This window comes from Marinobacter sp. ANT_B65 (genome assembly GCF_002407605.1).
GTDB lineage: Bacteria > Pseudomonadota > Gammaproteobacteria > Pseudomonadales > Oleiphilaceae > Marinobacter.
The window spans coordinates 1729553-1749576 of the sequence record NZ_NXGV01000001.1; the positions used below are offsets into that span (position 1 = coordinate 1729553).

Sequence of the window (20024 nt, forward strand, 5' to 3'; positions counted from 1 at the left end):
TGAACAAGTCGTCATAAAAATAACAACGACCGGACTATCAGATATGGCACGGCATAATATCACTGCGCGGCCTTCGATCATCATTATCGGAACAGGATTTGGTGGTTTGGGCATGGCAATCCAGCTAAAAAAAGCTGGTTTCATGGATGTCACCTTACTGGAAAAAGCCGGCCGCGTTGGTGGTACCTGGCGGGACAATACATACCCCGGCGCAGCCTGTGACGTGCAATCACATTTTTACTCCTATTCTTTCGAACCAAAACACAACTGGTCCCGAAAATTCGGGCTGCAACACGAACTCCTCGGCTATATGGAGCACTGTGTTGAAAAATACGATCTGGCTGAACAGATCCGCTTCAACTGCGAAGTCGCCGAAGCTGTGTTTGATTCCAGGCACAACAACTGGGCACTGACATTAACCACCAGTGAAACTCTGGAAGCACAGGTTGTCATTACAGCAACCGGGCAATTGAACCAACCGGCCATGCCTGATATCGAAGGAATGGACGACTTCAAGGGAACCTGTTTTCATTCTGCCCGCTGGAACCATGAATACGATCTGAAGGACAAGCGGGTTGCGGTTATTGGAACCGGAGCAAGCGCTATCCAGTTTGTGCCTGAAATTGCGGGCAAGGCAGAGTCCCTCGCTCTGTTTCAACGCTCAGCTGCCTGGGTTCTTCCAAAACCAGACAGGCCCTTCAAAAAATGGGAGCAGTCCCTTTTCAAGGCCATTCCCGCCTGGGACCGGCTTTACCGAAATCTGATCTACTGGAAAAATGAAAGCCGGGGGCTCGCTTTTACCCGTTTCAGCGGCCTGCTCAGTATCTTCGCCAGACAGGCCAGATCAGAAGCCCGCAGACATGTTACTGATCCGGAGAAAATCAAACACATAATCCCGGACTATCAGATTGGCTGTAAGCGGATTCTGATTTCCAATGACTGGTACCCGGCCATTAACCGCTCAAACGTTGATCTGGTTACCAGCCCTATAGAGAAGATTGTCAGTACAGGTGTTCAAACGCGCTCTGGTAAACATTACCCAGTTGATGCCATCATTTTTGGCACCGGATTTCGTGCCTCGGAGTTTCTGTCACCCATCCGCGTAACCGGGCGTAGTGGATTAACGCTGAACGAAGCCTGGAAGGATGGAGCGGTTGCGTTCAAGGGCATTACGGTATCGGGTTTCCCGAACCTGTTTATGCTGTATGGACCAAATACCAACCTGGCTCACAACTCGATCCTCTATATGCTGGAATCCCAATTCCGGTATGTGCTCAGCTGCCTGACAGCCCTGCAGAAGTATCCGGGTTCGGCCATGGATGTGCGCAAAGACCGGCTTGAACGCTACTCAAGTGTTATTCAGAACGGGCTTGAAGGTAGTGTATGGAGTTCTGGCTGTTCCTCCTGGTACCTCGATGCCAATGGAAAAAACACACTGAACTGGCCCGGGTTTACGTTTTCCTACCGGTTTTCAACCCGCAGTGTGGATACGGCAGACTATCAGTTTCTCTATCCCAGGGAGTAACACCCATTTGCATCCTCCCGACATTCATAGGATGATTGGATGATCAGATAAACGGATGATAGGTCAATGCTCAAAAGAATCCAGAAAGGCTCGCTGGTAGAAACTGCAATAGAAAGCCTGAGGCACGCCATAGAAACAGAGCAATGGTCGGTGGGCGACAAACTACCCATTGAATCGGAGCTCTCCGATGCCCTCGGCGTGAGCAGGAACACTGTACGAGAAGCGGTGCGAGTGCTGGCCCATGTTGGAATGCTGGAAACCCGACAGGGAGACGGCACTTATGTAAGAGCAATGCGCGACGCAGGAGAAACTCTAAAACGCATCGCCCGGACCCAGCTCACAGATCAGCTGGAAGTCCGGATCATGCTTGAAACGGAAGCCGCAAAGCTGGCAGCGCAACGACGCACTGAACAGGATCTCCGCCATATGACTCTGGCCCTGGATGCAAGAGGCAAAGCCGATGCCGACCTTGCAGCCCGCATTCATCACGACGAAGCATTTCACCATGCACTTGTGGCTGCATCCCACAATTCTGCACTGGCGGAGCTTTACGATTATTTTTCCCACGCCATCACACAGACGATTGAGCGAACCGAACAGGATGCGGACTTGCCGGAGCCATCGCAGGAAGATCATGAACTCCTTTTGGCCGCTGTCCGTCGTCAGGATTCGGTGAAGGCTGAAAAGCTTGCCCGTGAACTCCTCGCACCCAGCCTCAAGGCCCTTCGGAAGAGAGGCTCCTGACCATGAAGTTCAGACCAGATACGTTTACCGTTCTATTGATTGGGGCAATAGTTCTGGCGTCATTTCTACCGGCTACAGGCTCTGCCGGAAGCCTGCTGGCATCCGCAGGTACTATAGCCGTTGCCCTGCTCTTCTTCTTTCATGGTGCCGCGCTATCACGGGAGCAGATTGTTGCAGGTGCATCACACTGGCGATTGCACATACTGATCACGACGCTCACATTTGTCTTTTTCCCGCTGGCCGTACTCCCCATCAACGGCATGAGTAGTTTCGCACCAACGTGGATGCCGGCAGACCTGGGGCTTGGGTTTCTGTACCTGGGGGTATTGCCATCTGCCGTCTCTTCATCAATTGCCTATACAGCCATGGCCCGGGGCAATGTACCCGCAGCTATCTGCAGTGCTGCTGCATCCAATGTGTTCGGCATGATGCTGACACCTTTCCTGCTGTTATTGCTCGTGAGTTCAGCTGGTAGCGGAGATTTTGCAGTAGGCGAAGCGCTGAAAGATATCGTTTTACAATTGTTGTTACCGTTTGCAGTCGGCCATGCAATGCGCCCCGTTCTGGGAGGCTACCTGGCACGCAACGAAAGCCTGATGGCCCGATATGATAAGTGCGTTATCTGGCTGATCGTGTATTCCGCCTTCTCACATTCTGTAGAAAGTGGTCTCTGGCAGAACCTGCCTGTAAAAGCAGTTATTCTCACGATACTGATCTGCATCGGACTTCTGGCTCTGTTTATGTTCTTCGCGAGATTTCTGGTGCGGCGATTCGGGTTCAGCCTGGAAGATGAAGCAGCTGTTGTTTTCTGCGGTTCCAAAAAAAGCCTGGCTTCCGGGCTCCCTATGGCTAAAGTGCTTTTTTCCGGACACCCAGGTTTTGGCATGATCGTTTTACCGATCATGTGTTACAACCAGGTTCAGGTCATTCTCGGCGCCATTCTGGCGCAGAAATATCGTGACAAGATCGCTGAATCCAAATCAAGACAAACTGAAACAGAGTGAGTTCGGGGCGTCAGCCGCCCCCGCCCATACCGCCAAAAATAGTAGCGAGTATCACAAGCCCGATAATCCACCCAACAACAGCTGGCCAGAAGTTAACCATCTGCGGGGACTCGGTATCTGTCCCCTCCCCTTCCATATCCGGCTCCGGGTAGCGGCGTTCATCTTCCTGAGCCGCTTCACCCTGAAAGTCATACCACTCAAACCACTCTCCCAGAAAACGCACAACCGGTCCCGGAAAGGTTCCATTTTCGGCCATTGGCCGAAGCTGCGGCTCCAGCTGCCGGCCAATTTCCCGTCGCAGGGGGAGTTGGTCGGCTGGAGGCTCGCACAGAATAGCTTTCCATATGCCAGCATCCTGACTTCTGCCGGAATCGTTCAGAAGCGCCTTTACCTGGATTGTTACCTCGCGGGCGACCTGTCTCTCCGAGGCATCAAGCTCTCGCTCTTCTGAACCTGGCTCTGATACGACAGGAGAAGTTTCTGTCGGCGCCTCGCCAACAGCTTCCCGGAATGCTTCTTTGAGCTGGACAGCTTCATCATCCGATGCAAAACGAAGCTGGTTTTCGTAGGCATCCTGAACTCTTTGGCGATCACGAGTAGGCTCAATTCCAAGAATTTCCCAGCAATTCATATCCGGTTTACTCCCACCCTTTTTGGTTCATTACATTTTTGAGAGACAAATGGCGCGTACTCAAATACGATAGCAAAATCATAAAAATATAAATTCGCTGATTTCCCTGGGATTATAGAACGACACCCATGTCCGTTACGAATTTGACAGATCACAGCCTGAGGCGTTCCGCTATCTGCGCCTTCAGTTTCATAGCGACAGGCCTTGTGGGCGTATCGCTGTCAACCCCCGCTTCGGCCGATACTCCGGCAGGCTCAGACGAGCCTGAAGATATCGGGTTCTACGGTTTTAATGACGAAATTCCAGAAGTGCTGACAACCACCCGGTTGCGCCAGCCTAAAACAAGAGTTCCAGGAACAACAACGGTTATCACTGGCGAGATGATCCGGGATCTGGGCATTATGAGCCTGGCGGAAATATTCCGGCTCGTTCCGGGCATGGTTGTAGGCAATGTCGGCAGCAGTACACCGGTCGTCACCTATCATGGCACCGTGCACTACGAACAACGGCGAATGCAGGTTCTGGTTGATGGGCGTACAGCCCACAGAACCACACTCTCAGACATGGACTGGCAAACCATGCCGGTACCTATGGAGCTCATTGAGCGAATAGAAGTAAGCCGGGGGCCGAACTCCGCAGCCTATGGCATCAATGCCTTCCTGGGAACCATCAACATCATCACCCGTAGTCCCGCCGACACGTCTGGCAAGGAGGTGCGCATTGTTCGTGGCTCCCGAAACTACATGCGTGCTTTTGCTTCCGCTGGAGATATCAGCGAAAACTATGACTGGCGGCTGAGTTATGAAAAGCGAAAGTTTGACGGTTTTGACTACCAGCTGGACAAGGTTACACCTGCGCCTATCCATGACGGCCATGATATCAACATTATTAACTATGACTCCCGGCTGAAAGTAAACTCCGGGCTCAGCGCCGACATTCGTGCCGGGGTAGTCGATGGCCTCAATGAAGAGGATATCCTGAAGGATGGAGAACTCTTCGCCACCGATCATCCGGATATCCAGGTCCGGGATTACTACCTTCAGACACAACTTAACTTTACTGCTTCAGAAACCCATTTTTTTCACGCTCAGGTCAGCTTTGAGAACTACAACCGCAGACAACGCTGGCCCATAGCGATCCCCGAATCGGTTATCGGCTGCCTGGCCAGTGGTTCCCCCTTATCTGATGCGTGTTTCCAGCCAGGAGGAACCCCTCTGACCGGTACTCTGAACTACGATTCGGAAGACTCGAGGCTGGAATTCGAGCTTCAGGATACGCTGTTATTCAATGATGACCTGAAGCTTGTGACCGGGCTGGGCTACCGAAAAGACACATACCGTTCCGAGACGCTCTTCAATGGTCGCGGAAACAGCTACCAGTCCCGTGTATTCGGTAACCTGGAGTACACGCCAATCCGTTGGCTCACTCTGAACGGCGGTGGTAACTGGGAGCGGACAACAACCACAAATGAAGGCTATTTCTCGCCACGCGTTGCGGCAAACTTCATTCTGGGTAACAACCACGCGCTCAGATTCGTCTATTCAAAGGCTGTGCGCACCCCGGACAGTTTTGAGCAAAATCCCGACTTCGGTTTTACACTGAAGAATGTCAGTCCATCACAATACTCCGCCTTCGAAGGCTACCGGGTAGAGAGTGCAGCAGCCTGGCAAGACGAAACCCTTGTCACCGCGGGTAAGGATATTTCAGAAGAACAAATCATCTCCCGGGAAATCAGCTATTTCGGACTGTTCCCCATGGACTACGGGCAATTCTCGCTGGAAGTGAGAGTATTCCGGGACAAAATGCAGGATATGATAAGCGGCGTCATCGGATTTGATAACTGGACAATTGACAACAATGTGGATCTCGACCAGAAAGGCTTTGAAGTGGAAGCCGCGCTTGAATATCCCGGAACGACCGTAAGGGTCAGTTACGGCTACCTTGATCAGGACGACTGGTATAGCGGCGATGAAATCTCCAGCGATCCAGAGGTCAACAGCGCTGAAAAAGAATACAAGGTTGGCCTTCTGAGCCGTTTATCGGCAAGACACTCCGGGAGTCTGGTCCTGATCCAGAACCTGCCGTACAGCCTGAAAGGTTCCGCCGCTTATTACTGGGCCGATCAGCTCAAGGAATCACAGTTTGAACGCCTCGACCTACGTCTGACAAAATCGATTATTCTGCCCAGGTACACTGCGGAGTTGTCGGTAACTATGCAGCACTACATGAATACAGATCCGGATATGAGTCCGGATCATAATATCGAGGATCAGAATCAGCTCTTTCTGGAAGCAGGTATCCGCTTCTGACCTTTAATCAGGGAATTCGTCTGGCCCGGGATGGTATGACAGAAAACACCGTTTTGTTTTGGAAACTGGCTACTGCCAGAATCCATCAAGCTCTGCACATGCTGATAGTAGCGGCAATACTTGTCGGTACATCGCCTGCGCAAGCGCGGGATACTGATCATTTGCCTGTATACCTTGCCGGCTCAGGAAATGTCACTCTAGACAAGCACATACAGAACCTTCTTAAACAAAATCTGGGCAGCCAGCGGGACCTGATTCTTGTTTCAGACAAACAAGCTGCCACCATTAAAAATGAGCCCATTGTAACTATAGGCCCCGGTGCCTTTTCCCGTATTCGTCAGGTAAACCGAAAAGCCGCTGTGCTTGCCATGCTGACAGGACAGGATTTTCTGAACGGTTTTGCAAACCGGTCATCAGGACGGATTTCCGGAGTTTATTACGACGTTCCGTTGCTCCGGCAAGCATTAATCGGCAAAGCCATTCTTCCCCAGGCTACCCGGATCGCACTGCTGGCAACCACAAGTTCTGCCGAGCTATACGACCTCCTCATTGATCAGCTTCCGCAATACGGACTCGAGGCCCGGCTCTTCATTGTGAAAGATGACAAACAACTCATCCCGACGCTCATCCGTGCACTGAGTTATGGCGATTTCCTGCTGGCTGCCCCAGACAGCGCTATATACAACCCCAGAACGATAAAACACATCCTTCTGACCGCATATCGCAGAAACCGTATCGTCATCGGCCCAAGTCAGGCTTATGTCAAGGCCGGAGCCCTTGCATCAGGCTATGCCCCCTTCCCCGCCATGACTGAGATGGCCGCTGATTATTTGCACGAGTTCTTTGAGACCGGACAGTTTCCAGGACCGGATTATCCCGCCGACTTCAAGGTTGAGATTAACCAGCAAGTCGCCCGATCCCTCAATATTCCGCTTGGATCAAAGGAGCAGATCGTTAAATCCGTTCAATCTCTGATAGAAAACAAAGGAGGGCAAGGCGATGAATAAACACAATATTGCCGGCACTCCACTTTCCCGCAAGCTACTGTTTTTGGGAGCACTGCCAGCCACTGTAATGTTTGTAGCTCTTATCGGCTTTTTTACATCTGCGCGCTTTGATGATGCGCGTCGCGATCTGGCAGACAGCAATCAGCTACTCGCGGACAGCCTGGCGCCATCTCTCGAATACGCAGTTGTATCAGGCAATACCCTGGCACTGGAAGAAATACTCACCCAGTCAATCAAGTACAGCAAAGCCGACTGGATTCGCGTAACCGACGTCACCGGGGAGCAGATCGGACTGGCGGCACAAAGCGATACCAGCGCTCTTGAAGTGCCGGGAGAGCTCAAGGTTTACACCGCTGAGATTCTTCAGAAGCCATTGGCATTTGAAACCAATAAGGACACACAGTGGTTCGAACCTGAACACGGATTCGGGTCAGGCGCGCTGCGCGTCGGCACTGTACAGGTAGGAGTGAGCAACCGGCTCCTGGAAGCTCGGCGCCAGGACATACTCTGGACATCAGCTGCTGTCGGGCTTTCCGTACTGCTGTTTACCATTCTGGTTATAAAGTACTCGCTGAACGCAATTCTTTCGCCTATCCATAAAGTCTCTGGACGTGTCAGTCGTCTGATTGAGCGGGACTACCGGGTCGCGACAGTAAACATACGAGGCAACTCCCGGGATGTTATCGCCATTGAGCAGCAGCTCAACGAACTGGCAGAACATCTCAGTGCCCTGCAGACATCGCAGGTGCAGACACTGGCCGCCTCAGAACATGCCCGGGAAAAGGCCGAGAGCGCAAACAATACAAAATCCAAGTTCCTGGCCACCATGAGTCATGAGCTGCGAACACCACTCAATGGCGTGCTCGGGATGATCGATCTGGCTCAGGAGGAAACGCTCAGCCCCAGGCAGAAAGACTATTTACAAACTGCCCGCCAATCCACTGAAGATCTGCTGACAGTCATAAGCGATATTCTTGACTACTCCCGCATGGGCAAAGACACCGTCGTCCTGGAGCAGAGAGCTTTCGATTTACGGGCCCTGGTCACCAACTGTGTTGCATCATTCCGCCATATCGCTGAATTACAGGGACTGGTCTTGACGCTTGATTTCTATGGTGACTGGCCGGAAGAAGCTCTTGCAAAAGGGGACGCCCCCAGGCTCCGGCAGATTCTTGCCTACCTGCTCGACAACGCCATCAAATTCACAGCCGAGGGTTTTGTGAACGTCAAGGCAGGTTTTTTCAGCGTGGAAGACGAATGTATCATCTTCAACTGCTCCGTTAATGATTCAGGGCGAGGTATAGCCCATGACAGCCTGCCGGATATCTTCAGTTCGTTTGAGCAACTGGATGCCGGCGACACCAGGAGTTTTGGTGGCGCAGGCATGGGTCTGTCTCTGGTACAGCGGCTGGTTGAACTTCTGGGCGGACACATACAGGTTGACACAGATCCGGGCAAAGGCTCGTCGTTTCGTTTCGAATTGCCCTTAGATATTGCAGCTCCAACAGAAGCCACGGAGAAGCCTGAAACACCAGGCGAAGCTGGATCATCTCTCTCTGTTCAAGCTCTGGTTGTGGAAGACAACCCGGTAAATCAGCGAGTTGCTGTGGCATTGCTAAACCGTCTCGGGTTTCAAACCGAAGCCGTTACCAACGGCAAGGAAGCTCTGGATAAAGTCCGTACCAACCATCAAGGTTATGACGTAATCCTGATGGATTGTCAGATGCCGGTAATGGACGGCTATGAAACAACGCGCCTTATCCGTGATTGGGAAGGCAGCAACGGCCAGGGCAGAACCCCGGTCATAGCCCTCACTGCGGACGTATTACCCGGGACTCAGAACAATTGCCTTGAGTGTGGCATGGACGACTACCTGTCCAAGCCTGTTCGAAAAGATAACCTGCGGGAGGTAATAGCTCGCTGGGTAAAACTGGAGGAGAGCTGAGCCCGTCCCTGGGCTCCAGCTTCAATCAGGCGACAGGCTCACGCATGGTGACAAACTCTTCCGCAGATGTCGGGTGAATGCCCATGGTAGAGTCGAACTGAGCTTTGGTTGCTCCTGCTTTTATGGCCACGGCCAGCCCCTGAGTGATTTCGCCGGCATCTGGCCCTACCATATGCGCTCCGAGCACACGATCTGTTGCACCATCAACCACAAGCTTCATCAGGCAGCGTTCGTCACGGCCACTGAGTACATACTTCATGGGCCGGAACTCAGAGCGGTAGATTTTCACAGAGTGCCCTTTCTCACGCGCCTGCTCTTCCGTAAGACCCACTGTACCGATATTGGGCTGGCAGAAAACAGCAGTTGGAATAGCCGTGTAATCCATCTCACCCTCTCCGTCCCCGAACAGCCTGCGGGAAAGCACCATCGCCTGCGCGATTGCCACTGGTGTCAGCTGTGGCGTTCCGATTACATCGCCCAAAGCAGTTACCGAGGGCACTGACGTCTGGAAATGGTCATCCACAACCACATGCCCGGAAGCATTAAGTTCAATGCCAAGTTCAGTCAGCCCCAACCCGTCTACCAGCGCCCTTCTGCCCGTTGCAGCCATTACGAGCCCGGTTTCCCTGGTCTCTCCATTACTGAGGCTGATCCGGAAGTGGGTATTTTCAGCTTCTACCGACTCAATAGTCACGCCAAACTCAAGCCGGATACCTTTTTTGCGCATTTCCTGCTCAAGAAACCGCCGGACATCATGGTCGAAACCACGGAGAAACAGGTCGCCCCGGTAAAGTAGCGTGGTCTCTACGCCCAGGCCAGACAGAATTCCAGCGAACTCCACGGCGATATACCCGCCACCCCAGACGACTGCCGTTTTGGGCAGCTGAGGCAGATAAAACATTTCGTTCGATGTGAGAATGCATTCCTTCCCGGGAACATCTGGAACAACAGGCCAGCTCCCCGTGGCTACGGTGATATGAGCTGTTGTGTATTCCTGACCACCAACGACAACCGTATTGGGGTCCTTTATAGACGCAGTGCCCTCTATAACCGTAACACCGGCACTCTCAAGCATATTCCCATATATGCCATTCAGCCTTTCTATCTCGGTATTTTTATTGGCTACCAGCGTCGGCCAGTCAAAGCTGACACCATCCATGGGTACATTCCAGCCATAACCCGCTGCATCTTCAAGATCGTCCCTGACATGAGCCCCATAGACAAAAAGTTTTTTGGGCACACAGCCAACATTCACACAGGTTCCGCCGAGGTAGCGGGATTCAACCACAGCTACGCGAGCACCGCGCCCAGCCGACATACGGGCCAGACGCACACCACCGGAACCGGCACCAATAACAATCAGATCATAATCCTGGCTCTCAGACACAGTCTCTCCTGTTGCTTGTAACAACGTTAGTTTTGATTAGCCGTAGCCTTGGCTTCCGGGTGGATTTCACGAAACAATACATGGTCTTCGAAACCACCGAGCCGGATCTTCCCAAGGCTGCGAAAGCCTTCCGATTCGTAAAAAGGCAGATAGCGGCTGTTACCAGTATCCAGAACCAGCCCAATTCCGCGGGGATTGTCTGCACACAGCCGCTGAACAGCATTGAGCATCAACCGGCCATAGCCACGATTCTGGTATTTCGGATTAACCCCCATCAGTGGCAACTGGTGCGTGAGTGGCTGGGGCAACATAGCGCGTAATTTCTCGTGGTAATCCAGATAGCGGCGGGTAGAAGCAAAACCGGCCGTCAGCACCATACGGATTCTCCAGCTGAGCTGGTCTGCCAGGTTCAGGCGCAGGTCCGGATCGCCGATGAATGCGACAGCAACCAGTGTGTCGCCAGCCATGACGCCGATTGCTTCTTGTTCAAGTTCAAAATAGAGGTCCACCAACTCCCGCAACGTGGCCCGGACACGCTGGTTGTAACCAGGCTTGCGATGGTTGAACAGGTACTGAAACGTTGGCTCGTTGCGGTAGGCATCGTACAGGATCGATCTGGCTTCATTCAAAGCACTGATATCCAACCGTACAATAACCGATTCAGGTTTGTTCTTATTGTCGTTATTCATGCTTTTCCCCTGCCTCTGTCCAGGGCGGCTACCCCGGAACCCAGATATTCGGAATCAGATCGCCAAGGTCAGGCGAACAGAAACCTGACCAGGTTCTCCCGTACCATCCAGAGCTGCCTGATCAATAACCACACCATGCTTACCATTAAGCATTTCCAGCCAGGCTGCAACCTCCGGATAAGGAACAGCTTCCAGCCAGACCCGGATTGCGTCCTCACCACTTGGCTCGAAGCGCTGCAGGGTAAGGCCGGCCTCCCTTGCAGACCTGGTTACAAGGCCCATCAGTGCCCTGCCATCCGCCGGGACATCAGCAGATGATGCTGCAGCCCCTGCTCCATTGCCACCCAGGCTCCGGATAACCGGCTCATTGGATTGCATCCAGGCTAAAAGTTCCGAGGCATTTTCTTTACTCGCCACGGCTTCATCGTGAAAACGAGTGACCGGACTCCAGACCGCAAAATAGAGAACCCCGAGAAACACGGCAATAACCAGCACCGTAAGTGCCTGCTGATCGCGCCTGGGGAGCTGGTCATACTGCGCAATCAGTTTGCCAATTGATGGCTGTTCTTTCAGTTTCGTCAACATTGCCTTAGCCTCCGGATACCGTCAGGCGGCCACGGGCACCGCTGGATTCATTTACCACAGAGCCGATTTTGGCATCCAGACCCTGACCGGTCAGACCGTTGCGCAAAGCGCTCAGGCGATCGTATGTTTCGGCACGCACATCCACAACCAGCTCTCCGCGAGACTGGCTGTAATTAATGGAGTTGAACGTCACTGAACCGGTACTCGCTACCTTTGAGTATTGCTGGCCGGTGTATTTCATGAGCGTAACAAAATCCATGTCGGGGCCACCAGAACCGGCGGTACGCAACTGCCCTTCAACCACACGCCTTACGTTGCCGGCATGGGTTCTGCGGTCGCCCGGGAATGACTCGCGGTAAACAGCCATTGCCTGCTGCCTCAGGTCGTCTGCCTGCTGCTGATAATAAAAGCCCATTCCGGCCTCTACTGCAACCTGCACCACGAACCATACCGCGGCAACTGCAATCAGTGGCTTCCAGGGCTTCAGAGGGCTTGCCTTGCCGTCTTTAACCGAGAATTCACGCTGACACAGGTTGATCGGGCGACAAAGATGATTGTGATGAGCGTGAGCCAGTAGCTCCAGTGGCATTAACTCCAACCCCTCTCGCCGGACAGAAAGCAGCCCTGGCGCCATCAGCTCCCCAAGCAGAGCCTGTTGCTCATCAAATTCCGATTCCGTACCGTAAACCACAACAGGCACTTCAGTCACAACATCTTCAGGCGAAGGCGCCGCAAGTGTGTGAGCAAACATTCCCAGATTGGCAGATTGCATGCTCAGCCATTCACCGCGATCGCTTGCCATCATCGCGGATTCACCGGCCAGACAGACAGACCATCCACCTTCCGTTACCGGAAGCAAGGCTGCATCGGGATAGATAGCTTCCAGCCTGCTATGTGACCAGCCGTTAAACAGTTCGAGCCATTGAGCCATTCTGTCACGGTCAATCGCAGCCACACGGTAGCCTTCCTGAGTGTGCAGGCCGAGTGCCAGATGAACACTCTCTATATCCTGTGCGATTTGTTCTTCAACCGCATAGGGCAATGCCTGATTGACGAAACGGCTTTGTTTCGCAGGGATATCGGCCACACAGAACAAGGCCTCGTCGCCCGGGATGAGGCCAACCAGCAGAACGTCTTCCAGACCGTTCTGGCTTAGTGTCTGTTCTATCGTACTGCGAAGATCGCCGGTACCCTGTGCCTGGGCGTCACCGCTGGCGTCGTAAAGCACCCAATTGAACAAACAGGCGTCGGAGTCTTCTCCGTTCCCCGCATTGGGTGGCAGTGGTCGCACATAAAGGCGATAAGACATGATTATCCTTCCGAAATGGTATAGGGCTCTTTGGTAATGCGATTCTTCTGTCCGGTATCCCTGTGAACCGTCCGGACATTACCTTCCTGATCGCGGAAAACCGTGCTCACCATATTTACTACACGGTTGTCATAGGTAATCCGTGAAACAACTTCAAAAAAACGGGTTTGCAGACCTAACCCGGCGGACTTCAGCCCCAGTCCTGCGAACTCCGGAAGCGCAAGAAAATCCTGAAGACTCTCGAACCGTTCTTCCTCACGCCCTTCAAGAATAGACTCCACCTGAGCTGTCGTCAGCTCTTCGTGCAGAGACATCAACACTTCGGCTGTTGCTGTGTTCACATTAATACCAACACCGGTGACCGGCAATGTTGCCACATGGGGCCGGAGTGCCACATAGATTTCTTCGGTCATACCTTCAATCAGCCGGAGCTCCGACACACTGACAAAAGGCTGGTTTGCCGCACGAAACCCGGGGTCGGCCATCAGGTACTGGCCGTCTTCAGCGCCATAGGCGCTGATTGTCTCATCGTCCGGATCAATCCAGTCCACCAGAGCATCCACGGAAATACCGGTAATTCCCAAGGCAATCAACAGGCGGGAAACACGATCTTTGGTTAACGGATCAACCTGACCGTTGGTAGCGACAAGATCGTTGAGGTTGATCCGCCCTCCAAGATCATCGATCTGTACTTCAGCAACACCGTTATCATCCAGAGGTAAAATAGCCGCATTCACCGCCCAGAATTCATCAAGACTGTCGACCAGCTGGTTGTCTTCTTTATCCTCTTCAAAATCCCGTACCAGAATCTGACGGGCGAAGGCTTCTGCCCCCACAGCAATGCTCTGGCCCTGTTGCTGTGCAAGGTAGTGCCCTGCTTTGAACACCCGGATATTCTGCTGCTGGGTCATTCCTGCGGCCAGCATAACCACAAGAGCCATTGCGAGCAGTACCATTATCAGCGCAACACCCTGCTGTTTCTTTGGGCATGAATCAAAGGCGGAGAGAGTCATAACGCTTTAGCCTTCCTCCCCTGTTGTTTCTTCACCAGTTTCCGGATCGGCTGTGCTGTCATCTTCGTCTTCATCCGTACTACTGGCTTCGTTCAGTTGATTCACCAGGCCCTGAGCACCCGAGGAACTGAAATCCGGCAGAACAAACGTCCTTACAATCTCACCAAAGAGTTCGTGATTCAGCGTTACCTCTATACCCCGGGGAAGAGGTATGTCCGGCCGGCTTCCAGGGCTCAGCCCTGACATAGCCTCATCCGAAGGCCAGTCTGTCTCCCAGCTGTCCTGTTCGTTGAGAAAGCGGAGGTCAAAAGAGGTGACGTTTTCAAGCAGCAACAGATCCCGGCTGTTGTCTTCCTGCCCCTGATCGAGAGTTGGCCAATAACGGCGCCGGAGTTCACTGCCAGTGTATTCCCAACCGACCCTCTGCAAACTGCTTCGGCGTATACCCAGAGGATTGCGCCATCCCTGTCGCGTCAGCATCAGGGCAAAATCATCCTCACGGCTGGTCAATGCCGGCTCAAAATCCCCATAGATGTTCCGGCCCGGCCGGTTCACTATCTGGGTCATATCCCGTTCCAGAAGGAGCATTGCCCGCTGCAGGCCATCAAATTCTTCGGCCAGCTCATCCACCCGGTCCCGGGACAGAATCACACCGTTTAATACCTGCCACACGCCAATACCGATAACAGCAGTGATGGTGATGGCAACCAGCACCTCAAGAAGCGTAAACCCCCTTCCATCCCTTATTCCGCTCATTTCTCACCCACAAAGGCGGAAAGCGTATGCACCGGGTAGGATTTGGACGAGCCATCACGGTAACGACCAACGCTGACCTCCACACGCCGCATTTTTGACTCGGCTGTGGCCAGCACCTTTGTCGTCACCTCCCAACGATACGGCCCATAGTCAGTGTCTTTGGAATTCTCGGAAATAGCGGGCAGGTTTTCATCCAGCCGGATTTCATTTATACGATTGTCGGCCAGCCAGCTCGCGAGGGTTTTGTCACGGATTCGTTCATAGCTGGAAATATACTGGCTACCCACCTCTGCAGCAGCGGTGGCGATCAGCCCGAACACCAGCAGGGCAACCATCACTTCAATAAGCGTAAAGCCCTTTGCAGACCCCATGGGTTTTGCCGGGCCAGCTGGTCTCAGGAGAATCTTCGGCCTCACCAATCGTCCCTCTCTTCACCCGGCTGGAGCCACTGGATAGGAGAGATTCCATCCGATTCAAGAATCTGTGTGTAATCCGTTTCTTTGCCGACAGTAAATTCCAGCTCAAAAGGCGTAGTTTCTCCGCTTGAGAAGAACACTACATCCGGCCGGAGCTTGTCTTCAGCCGACGCGAGACGGGGAGCATCACTTTCGATAAACCGGGTAGCTACCAGCCATTCCGGAAACTCTCTGGCCCGGAATATATGCTCACCTGATCCCTTCCACTCACCTGTTTCGTCCTGAAAGGCTACAAACCGATACCCGGTCTCTTCAAATAACAGCCCGAGCTCCAGGTTGTTCAGTACTGCCTGGTCCGAAGCTGTCTGCATCAGCAGATACAGCTCCCGAACCTCGTTCTGCAACTCACGCTGTTGCGAGTTACCACCCATGGTAAACACCGCCAGAGCCGCAAGAAGCCCGATCAGAACCAGAACAACCAGTATTTCAATCAGCGTAAAGCCGTTGTTGTTACCCCCTGGTCCTGCGCGCCTCACAAATCAGCTACCGATAGCCCAGATACTGATATCCGAAGCGTCTCCATCGCCACCTTCCTGGCCATCAGAGCCGTAAGAATATAAATCGTAGGGGCCTTCAGAACCTGGGCTGACATACTGAAAATCATTGCCCCAGGGATCCTGCGGGATGCTCTTCATGTAACCATCCGGGTTCCAGTTTTTGGGTTCCGGGCTACCGCTCGGCCGGGATTTTAAAGCTTCCAGGCCCTGCTGCGTGGAGGGGTAATGACTGTTATCCAGCCGATAGATATCCAGCGCCTTGGAAATATTAGTGAGCTGGGTTTCAGCTACGGTTACCTTTGCCTGATCACTCCGGCCCATAATATTCGGGGCCACAATGGCCACCAGCAGGCCGAGAATCACCATCACGACCATGATTTCGATAAGGGTAAAGCCCCGGCTGGATTGCGGCGTATTCAGGTTTTTCATCGTCATTATGTCACTCGTTATTGGCTTGAAAGGCAGTTGTAACAAATACTATTTTCAGCAGCTACTAACCGACCAGATTACTCATGTTCAGTATGGGTAGCATGATGGCCATTACAATAATCAGTACGACCACACCCATTATCAGCAGCATCATGGGTTCGAAAAGCCCGACAATGGCGGCTATTTTCGATTGCAGGGTATTTTCCTGCATCTTTGCCGTACGCTCCAGCATGCTGTCCAGTTCTCCGCTGGCCTCCCCACTTGCGATCATATGCAGCATCATCGGTGGAAAGTACCCGGACTGGTCCAGCGCCCGGTGCAAAGAGCCGCCCTCGCTGACTTTACGCGCCGCTTCCCTCAGTTCCTGGCGCAAATAGTCATTGGAAAGCACCTCTCCGGCAATTCTCATGGCATCAACCAGCGGTACACCACTGGTTGTCAGTATGCTCAGTGTGCTGGCATAACGGGCCGTGTTAACACCCCGCACCATCCCCGCAAACAACGGCAAATGCAGCAGACGTTTGTGGAAACGCATCCTGATAGCCGGCTTGGTAAGTGCAAAACGGAATGCAAACAGACAAGCCAGCAACAGAATAAAGAGATAGACACCGTAACTGGTAAGAAATTCCGACATAGTCAGCATGGCTACCGTAAGCCCCGGCAATTCCTGCCCCTGTTTCACGAAGACATCAATGATATCGGGTACAACGTAAGTCAACAGAAACACCACAATAGCGATCGCGACAAAACTCAGAATAATGGGATATATCGCTGCCAGCTGGATTTTCTGACGAGATTCCTGCCGGCTTTCGGTGTAGTCGGCCAGACGGTTCAGAACCAGATCCAGGTGCCCCGCATGCTCCCCTGCGGCAACCGTTGAGCGGTAGAGCCGGGGAAAGGCTTTGGGAAACTCACCAAGGCTGTCCGCCAGCGTGTAGCCTTCCATCACCTTGGCCCGGATAGCAATCAACATACTCCGGGTGCGGGGCTTGGTAGTCTGCTGGGCTGTTGCTGAAAGCGACTGCTCTATGGGAATGCCAGACTGGATCAAGGTCGCCAGTTGCCGCGTAACCAGCGCAAGATCTGAGGCTGAAAGAGACCCCCGACTGCTGAGCGGATTGCTGCGACTGGTCTTCTGGACAGCCGGCTCTACTTCAAGAGGTGCAAGGCCTTTTTCCCGGAGTTGTTGACGCACCGCTCGAGGCGAATCAGCCTCAACAACACCCTGTTTCTGCTTGCCCCTTGTGTCCAGGGCTTTATATTCATAGGCAGGCATAGCTTACTGACCCCGGTGCGTTACACGGAGCACCTCTTCCACAGTCGTCACGCCATCGAGTATCTTGCGAACGCCATCCGCATGAATACTTGGGCCCTTAAGCCTGGCTTCGTGCTCCAGATCCAGTTCCCCTGCCCGTTTATGAATCAATGCGCTGATATCCTCAGTCACTTCAACCACTTCATAGATACCAATACGCCCCCGGTAACCAAGCTGGTTACAGTGCTCACATCCTTTGGCTCTGTATATGGTGGGCGGGTTGGCAAAATCCTGCTGCAGAAATTCGCAATGCTCTTCTGTAGGCACATAAGGCTCACGGCACTCCTTGCATAGCACCCGGACAAGCCGCTGGGCCACGATTCCCACCAGACTTGATGAGATCAGGAATGGCTCGATCCCCATATCCATGAGCCGGGTGATCGCACCTACTGCAGTATTTGTATGCAGCGTTGACAGCACAAGGTGACCGGTAAGACTGGCCTGGACGGCAATCTCAGCGGTTTCCAGGTCGCGGATTTCACCAATCATCACCACATCGGGATCCTGCCGCAAAATAGCTCGCAGCCCCCGGGCAAATGTCATTTCAACCTTGGGATTTACCTGAGTCTGGCCAATGCCCGGCAGGTTGTACTCAATAGGATCCTCAACGGTAAGTATATTGCGGCTGCGGTCGTTGATCTCCTGCAGTGAGGCATACAGAGTTGTGGACTTACCCGAACCCGTAGGCCCGGTGACCAGCAATATGCCATAGGGCCGGTGAATGAGCCTGCGCAGAATCCGCAGGTCGTCCGGGGCCATACCCAGTGACTCAAGGCGTATTGCACCCGCCTGTTTGTCCAGTAAACGCAGCACTACCCGTTCGCCACCGGATGAAGGCATGGTTGAAACCCGGATATCCACCTCACGCCCCGCCACTCTCAAAGCTATCCGGCCATCCTGAGGCACCCGTTTTTCGGCAATATCCAGTTTCGCCATAACCTTGATCCGCGAAACCAGCAATGGCGCAAGTGCTCGTTTCGGCTGCACCACTTCCCGCAATACACCATCAACCCGGAATCGCACCACCAGGCGCTTTTCATAGGTTTCAATATGCACATCAGAGGCACTGCTTTTTACAGCCTCCGTCAGAATCGCATTAATCAGACGAATAATCGGAGCATCGTCTTCCTGCTCAAGCAGATCCTCTGTTTCAGGAACCGAATCAGCAAGCGAGGCCAGATCCATATCATCGCCAATACCCTCGACCATCTGCATGGCTTCAGCAGAATCGTTCTGGTAGGCCGCATTCAGCGCCTGATCAAAGTGATCAGGATCAATGGTTGTAAAGCGTGCGCGCCCACCGCTTATACGGTTGGCTTCTGCCAGCGCTGAATGAGGTGCGCCGGGCCGGATCAGGATAACGGGGTTGCCCTCTTGAGAGCGGGTCAGAATAACCCCATTACGCTTCGCAAAGGTAAAAGGAAGACGACCCAGCGGAGCATCCTGCGGCTGAAGTTCGGTTTCTGTGGTCAAGGTTGTCCCCATTCTGGTCTGGCAATCTTGGGAAGGCTATCACAGGACATAGGCCTGCTGAATAACTCTGTACACTATACTGCCAATAAAAGGTTTCAATCTGATAACCTGTGGCCTTTCGATCGGCAGCGCTTTGACAGCAGAGGCGGCTGGCGAACACGTATTCAGGACGATCAATGTTTTCTACAAATCAAAGGGTCCCCCTTATTCTGGCTGTGCTTGCAGGACTTGCCATGGTGGCACTCACTTCCTGGCAGGGCTACAGCTTCTGGCGGGCCGAATACCAGCAAGCTGCCCGGAACAGCCCGCTGGCTGTAAAACAAGCCGCACAGAAACCCGGTGTTCCCGCTGTACCGCTGGCCTCTCTGGCATTTTTCGGTACAGCTCAGTCTTCAGGGACAGCTGAGCCAGAAGATACCGAAGATTTACCCGAAACCAATCTCCGGATTTTTCTTCGGGGCGTTCTCGCAGCGGACGGCGACTTTCCGGGCAGCGCGGTGATAGAAGATGACAAAAGCAAAACCGACGTTTTTCTTATTGGCGATGAACTGCCGGGCAACGCCAGGCTCCACTCTGTTCACCCCGACCGTATCATTCTCGATCGGGCTGGCAAGCTGGAGAACCTCTATTTTCCGGAATCTGATGACCGTTCAGGTATAACCTTCTCAGCCGGTGCCGACAACACCCGGGAAGAATCCAGACAACAAATCCAGGTTCCGGAAATTTCCAACCGCCCCACTCGGTCTACGCCCCGGGCAGTAAACGAAGAGGAGCGCAGGGAAGAAATACGCAAGCGCCTGGAAAAGCTTCGTGAACGTCTGCGAACCAACGGCTAGCGGGCAACCTTCTCCGCTGGCACAGCCATGTTGGTATATGACACTGTTAATGTCATTTCAGAACAGTGTAAGCGCCATATAAACCGCTAGAATG

At 53.1% G+C, this 20024-nt stretch carries 19 protein-coding genes; 7 read left to right on the forward strand and 12 right to left on the reverse strand.

Annotated elements, in window-relative coordinates:
- Positions 1-43: 43 nt before the first annotated feature.
- The 3 genes from CPA50_RS08040 (at position 44) to CPA50_RS08050 (ending at position 3273) form a co-directional block, all read left to right on the forward strand.
- Complete coding sequence (locus CPA50_RS08040; protein ID WP_096781879.1) at positions 44-1525, forward strand: flavin-containing monooxygenase; 1482 nt, start codon at positions 44-46, stop codon at positions 1523-1525.
- 66 nt (positions 1526-1591) lie between these two features.
- Positions 1592-2269 carry a FadR/GntR family transcriptional regulator gene (locus tag CPA50_RS08045; protein ID WP_096781880.1) on the forward strand — a complete coding sequence of 226 codons (678 nt, stop codon included), beginning with the start codon at positions 1592-1594 and terminating at the stop codon, positions 2267-2269.
- A gap of 2 nt (positions 2270-2271) precedes the next feature.
- On the forward strand, positions 2272-3273 hold the full coding sequence (locus tag CPA50_RS08050; RefSeq protein WP_096781881.1) for a bile acid:sodium symporter family protein: 1002 nt from the start codon (positions 2272-2274) through the stop codon (positions 3271-3273).
- A gap of 10 nt (positions 3274-3283) precedes the next feature.
- On the opposite strand, the gene CPA50_RS08055 is transcribed toward CPA50_RS08050, so the two are convergent.
- Positions 3284-3904, reverse strand: a complete 621-nt coding sequence (locus tag CPA50_RS08055; protein ID WP_096781882.1) for a molecular chaperone DnaJ — start codon at positions 3902-3904, stop codon at positions 3284-3286.
- A gap of 128 nt (positions 3905-4032) precedes the next feature.
- Here CPA50_RS08055 and CPA50_RS08060 point away from each other — a divergent pair, with 128 nt between their 5' ends.
- From CPA50_RS08060 to CPA50_RS08070, 3 genes are read left to right on the forward strand one after another with little or no spacing between them, the layout of a single operon-like run.
- On the forward strand, positions 4033-6213 hold the full coding sequence (locus tag CPA50_RS08060; protein ID WP_096781883.1) for a TonB-dependent receptor plug domain-containing protein: 2181 nt from the start codon (positions 4033-4035) through the stop codon (positions 6211-6213).
- A 35-nt stretch (positions 6214-6248) separates the two neighbouring features.
- Positions 6249-7220 (forward strand): ABC transporter substrate-binding protein, encoded by a 972-nt coding sequence (locus CPA50_RS08065; RefSeq protein WP_227519532.1) that lies wholly within the window; start codon positions 6249-6251, stop codon positions 7218-7220.
- Entirely contained in the window at positions 7213-9165 is a 1953-nt protein-coding gene (locus tag CPA50_RS08070; RefSeq protein WP_096781884.1) for an ATP-binding protein, read from the forward strand. Before CPA50_RS08065 ends, CPA50_RS08070 begins: the two co-directional genes overlap by 8 nt.
- Positions 9166-9190: 25 nt before the next feature.
- On the opposite strand, the gene gorA is transcribed toward CPA50_RS08070, so the two are convergent.
- From gorA to gspE, 11 genes are read right to left on the reverse strand one after another with little or no spacing between them, the layout of a single operon-like run.
- Positions 9191-10552, reverse strand: coding sequence for a glutathione-disulfide reductase (gene gorA / locus CPA50_RS08075; protein WP_096781885.1), 1362 nt, complete (start codon positions 10550-10552; stop codon positions 9191-9193).
- 26 nt (positions 10553-10578) lie between these two features.
- The gene (locus CPA50_RS08080; RefSeq protein WP_096781886.1) at positions 10579-11241 is read right to left on the reverse strand and encodes a GNAT family N-acetyltransferase; all 663 of its coding nucleotides are present in this window, start codon (positions 11239-11241) and stop codon (positions 10579-10581) included.
- Between the two features lie 54 nt (positions 11242-11295).
- Complete coding sequence (gene gspM, locus CPA50_RS08085) at positions 11296-11826, reverse strand: type II secretion system protein GspM (RefSeq protein WP_096781887.1); 531 nt, start codon at positions 11824-11826, stop codon at positions 11296-11298.
- Positions 11827-11830: 4 nt separating this feature from the next.
- A complete protein-coding gene (gene gspL, locus CPA50_RS08090) occupies positions 11831-13135 on the reverse strand; it encodes a type II secretion system protein GspL (protein ID WP_096781888.1) in 1305 nt (434 codons plus the stop codon).
- A 2-nt stretch (positions 13136-13137) separates the two neighbouring features.
- On the reverse strand, positions 13138-14148 hold the full coding sequence (gene gspK, locus CPA50_RS08095; protein ID WP_096781889.1) for a type II secretion system minor pseudopilin GspK: 1011 nt from the start codon (positions 14146-14148) through the stop codon (positions 13138-13140).
- Between the two features lie 6 nt (positions 14149-14154).
- Positions 14155-14904, reverse strand: coding sequence for a type II secretion system minor pseudopilin GspJ (gspJ, locus tag CPA50_RS08100; protein ID WP_096781890.1), 750 nt, complete (start codon positions 14902-14904; stop codon positions 14155-14157).
- Positions 14901-15275, reverse strand: a complete 375-nt coding sequence (gene gspI, locus CPA50_RS08105) for a type II secretion system minor pseudopilin GspI (protein ID WP_096781891.1) — start codon at positions 15273-15275, stop codon at positions 14901-14903. Before gspI ends, gspJ begins: the two co-directional genes overlap by 4 nt.
- A gap of 41 nt (positions 15276-15316) precedes the next feature.
- Positions 15317-15856: a type II secretion system minor pseudopilin GspH gene (gene gspH, locus CPA50_RS08110; protein ID WP_096781892.1), complete on the reverse strand. Its 540-nt coding sequence runs from the start codon at positions 15854-15856 to the stop codon at positions 15317-15319.
- Between the two features lie 3 nt (positions 15857-15859).
- Positions 15860-16312: a type II secretion system major pseudopilin GspG gene (gene gspG / locus CPA50_RS08115; RefSeq protein ID WP_096781893.1), complete on the reverse strand. Its 453-nt coding sequence runs from the start codon at positions 16310-16312 to the stop codon at positions 15860-15862.
- A gap of 58 nt (positions 16313-16370) precedes the next feature.
- Positions 16371-17582, reverse strand: a complete 1212-nt coding sequence (gene gspF / locus CPA50_RS08120; protein WP_096781894.1) for a type II secretion system inner membrane protein GspF — start codon at positions 17580-17582, stop codon at positions 16371-16373.
- Between the two features lie 3 nt (positions 17583-17585).
- Positions 17586-19106, reverse strand: a complete 1521-nt coding sequence (gspE, locus tag CPA50_RS08125) for a type II secretion system ATPase GspE (RefSeq protein WP_179397169.1) — start codon at positions 19104-19106, stop codon at positions 17586-17588.
- Positions 19107-19270: 164 nt separating this feature from the next.
- On the opposite strand from gspE, the gene CPA50_RS08130 reads away from it, so the two are divergent.
- Entirely contained in the window at positions 19271-19930 is a 660-nt protein-coding gene (locus CPA50_RS08130; RefSeq protein WP_096781895.1) for a type II secretion system protein N, read from the forward strand.
- The last annotated feature ends 94 nt before the right edge of the window (positions 19931-20024 follow it).